General features: G+C 71.5%; 4 protein-coding genes. All 4 read right to left on the bottom strand.

Translation table 11 applies throughout. The features are described from left to right. Positions 1-1,404, bottom strand: a 1,404-nt coding sequence (locus tag G6030_RS14195; protein WP_182643567.1) for a UDP-glucose/GDP-mannose dehydrogenase family protein, incomplete at its 3' end; no start/stop codon positions are given. A gap of 118 nt (positions 1,405-1,522) precedes the next feature. Next, on the bottom strand, positions 1,523-2,086 hold the full coding sequence (dcd, locus tag G6030_RS14200) for a dCTP deaminase (RefSeq protein ID WP_182643568.1): 564 nt from the start codon (positions 2,084-2,086) through the stop codon (positions 1,523-1,525). After that, on the bottom strand, positions 2,067-2,831 hold the full coding sequence (locus G6030_RS14205) for a hypothetical protein (protein ID WP_106385129.1): 765 nt from the start codon (positions 2,829-2,831) through the stop codon (positions 2,067-2,069). The genes dcd and G6030_RS14205 overlap by 20 nt, the downstream gene beginning before the upstream one ends. Positions 2,832-2,992: 161 nt before the next feature. Further along, the coding region (locus G6030_RS14210; RefSeq protein ID WP_241724371.1) for a DUF2470 domain-containing protein at positions 2,993-3,499 on the bottom strand (507 nt) is incomplete at its 5' end.

Below are 3,499 nucleotides of genomic sequence, written 5' to 3' on the forward strand. Positions count from 1 at the left end.
GGCGCCGTATTCGACTCCCGCAGCCCCGGCGGCTCCCGCGGGCCCGCCGAATCCGGCCCCGGCGACCACGGGGACTCCACGGCCGAGGGCGCGGTAGGTCCAACCGGCCTCGCGCCAGCGGTCGGCGGGCATGCAGTTGCGCCCGTCCAGCAGGATCCGGCCCCGCGCCACCTCGGCGACCGCGACCGGGTCCAGCTCGACGAACTCGGCCCACTCGGTGGCCACCAGCACCACGTCCGCGCCCTCGCACGCCGCCAGCGCCGATTCGGCGTAGGTCAGGGTCGGGAACAGGGCCCGGGCGTTGTCCAGCGCCTGCGGGTCGTACACCACCGCGCTGGCGCCCTTGAGCGAGAGCATCCCCGCCACGTTCAGCGCCGGCGAGTCACGCACGTCGTCGGAGTTCGGCTTGAACGCCGCCCCCAGCACCGCGACGGTCTTGCCGATGACCGTGCCGCCGCACGCCTCGACGGTCAGGTCGACCATCCGCTCCCGGCGCCGCATGTTGATCGAGTCGACCTCCCGCAGGAACGTCATCGCCTCGTCCGCGCCCAGCTCCCCCGCACGCGCCATGAACGCCCGGATGTCCTTGGGCAGACAGCCCCCGCCGAACCCGAGCCCGGCGTTGAGGAACCGCCGCCCGATCCGCGGATCCATACCGATCGCATCGGCCAGCACCGTCACGTCGGCACCGGCGGCCTCACACACCTCCGACACCGCGTTGATGAAGCTGATCTTGGTCGCCAGGAAGGCGTTCGCGCTCACCTTCACCAGCTCCGAGGTCGCCAGGTCCGTCACGATCACCGGACACGGATCCGACTCGAGGATCGGCGCATAGGCCTGCTCGACCAGCTCACGGGCGAACCCCTGCTCGTCCGGCCCGCCGGCGAGCCCGATCACGATCCGATCCGGCGTCAACGTGTCCTTGACCGCGAAACCCTCCCGCAGGAACTCCGGGTTCCACACCACCTCCGCGCGCACCCCGGCCCGGGCGTGCCAGTCCGCGAGACCCTGCAGTCGCGCGGCCGTACCCACCGGCACCGTCGACTTGCCCACCAGCACCGCATCCGCGGTCAACAGCGGCACCAACCGCGTCACCACGTCCTCCACATACGTGGTGTCGGCGGCGAACTCGCCCTTGCGCTGGGGCGTGCCCACCCCGATGAAGTGCAGGTCCGCGAACTCGGCGGCCTCGGCGTAGTCGGTGGTGAACCGCAACCGACCCGACTCGACGTGCTGCAGCAGGATCTCCGGGAGGCCCGGCTCGTAGAACGGCACCTCGCCGCGGCGCAGCCGCTCGATCTTGGCCTCGTCGACGTCCACCCCCAGCACCTCGTGGCCCAGCTCGGCCATGCAGGCGGCGTGGGTGGCGCCGAGGTATCCGGTCCCGAACACGGTCATACGCATGGCGCCGTTCTACCGCGTCAACGCGTCGCGGTGGGAACGCGCTGGTGAACGACGGTGGAGCAGTGCGCGCCGCACGCCCCGGGTGGTGCGCGCCGCACGGCTCGCGGCAGAGCCCGGCTCAGCGGAAGTTGAGGTACGCCTTCGACGCCGTCGGTCCGCGCTGGCCTTGGTACTTGGACCCCACGATCGCGCTGCCGTACGGGGTCTCGGCGGGACTGGAGAGCCGGAACAGGCACAGCTGGCCGATCTTCATCCCGGGCCACAGGGTGATGGGCAGGTTCGCGACGTTCGACAGCTCGAGGGTGATGTGCCCGTCGAAGCCGGGATCGATGAACCCGGCGGTGGAATGGGTGAGCAGGCCGAGGCGACCGAGGGAGGACTTGCCCTCGAGCCGGCCGGCGAGATCATCCGGCAGGGCGAGTCGTTCGAGGGTCGCGCCGAGCACGAATTCGCCGGGATGCAGCACGAAGGGATCACCCTCGGCGACCTCGACCAGTTCGGTCAGCTCGTCCTGCTGCAGCGCCGGATCGATATGGGTGTAGCGCGAGTTGTTGAAGACACGGAACAGCCGGTCGAGGCGGACATCGATGCTCGACGGCTGGATCAGCGCGGGGTCGAGGGGATCGATGCCCAGCCGCCCGTCGGCGAGCTCGGCGCGGAGGTCACGGTCGGAGAGCAGCACGGTCCTGAGGGTACCGGGCGCCCCCCGCGAGCAGACGGAGCTGGGTGCCGAGCTCGGCGACGCCCGTGCACGCCTCCGCGAACGGCAGTCGCTCGCGGCGGATCCGGCCCTCGCGGTCGACGAGCTCGATGTCCACGCCGGCGCGGTCGATGCCGATGAGCAGGGGCCGCACGGCGGGCAGGCACCGGCAGACGCGGAGCGCGATGCGCGGGACGACCTGGCAGCGGGGGTCGTTGAGGTGGTCGAGCCAGTGGCCCTCGAGGTCGGTGAACGGGTCGGGGCCGGAGGTGGCGAGGTCGTCGGGTGCGATGTCGGTGACGCCCTCGTCGTCGGTGAGGACGATCTTGTCGGCACGGAGCCGGACGAGGGCGGAGTCGGATCCGACGCCCAGGAGGGCGGAGTCGGGGAGGTCGCGCGCGATGTCGGCGGCGGTGATCCGTTGGGCGCGCGTCCCCGTCTGTTCGACGCGTCCCTCGACGACGACGATGCGGCGGCAGCGACCCTGGGCCACTCCCCCGATGATCTCGTCGAGTACCTCGAGTCGGGCGGTGACCCCGCCGAACCCGATGGATGCCGCGTCGGCTATCGGGATCACCAGGCTGAGGTCGGCGGTCCCCGGACTCTGGTGCACGAGGGCGACCGCAGGGGTGGCGGAGCCGAACGTGAGGGTGGCGCGCGGGCACCGGCGTAGCGCTGAACTCGCCCGCTCGGCCGGCTCCGGTACGGGTCCCACCAGTGATCGCATGCCTTCGCCTCTCGTCGTCGCGGTTCCCGTCCCCCGCTCCGGCGCCTCAGGGACGGTGCCGGAGCGGGAAGCGGGTGCGGGGACGTGACTACCCGCAGCGATGAACTTAGGTAAGGCAACCCTCAAAGGCAAGGGTCTTTAGGAAACTTTTGTGTGACAGGTCACCGTGTCAGCTCGGCGAGCGCCCGGTGGACGTCCTCCGAATCGGCGCAGACCTGCGGGAACGGCACCCGGAGGAACTCGCGGACCCCGGAATGCACCGACCCGATGTTCACGTCGATCCCGTAGCTGTCGACGCCCGCGAGAACCGGTCGCGTGCCGGCGATCTGCCGGCCGGCGCGCAGCGCGAGGCGCGCGGCCAGACCCGGGTCGTCGGCCAACCGGCGCAACCACGCCTGCTCGTCGACCGCGATCGGGTCGACGCTCGCAGCGGCGAGGTCCGACCGCGGCACCACGTGCACCCCGTCCGCCGTGACGTAGCTGATCTCCAGCGGCTGCAACTCGCTCAACCGGAGCGATCCGACGTCGCCGCTCCCGTCCGGTCCGCCGCCGTCCGCCGCGACCAACCTGCGCCGTCGTGCCGCCGACGAGGCCGTCACGATTCCCGAGAGCGTGACGATGCCGCGGGCGACCGCGCACTCGTCGTCGTAACCCCGTCCACGTCCCCC

Source organism: Dietzia sp. E1 (genome assembly GCF_014145015.1).
In the GTDB taxonomy this organism is placed as follows: domain Bacteria; phylum Actinomycetota; class Actinomycetes; order Mycobacteriales; family Mycobacteriaceae; genus Dietzia; species Dietzia cinnamea_A.

Coding starts and splice junctions, on each gene's coding strand:
- G6030_RS14205 (WP_106385129.1), bottom strand. CDS start 2,831: ATGCGATCACTGGTGGGACCCGTACCGGAGCCGGCCGAGCGGGCGAGT.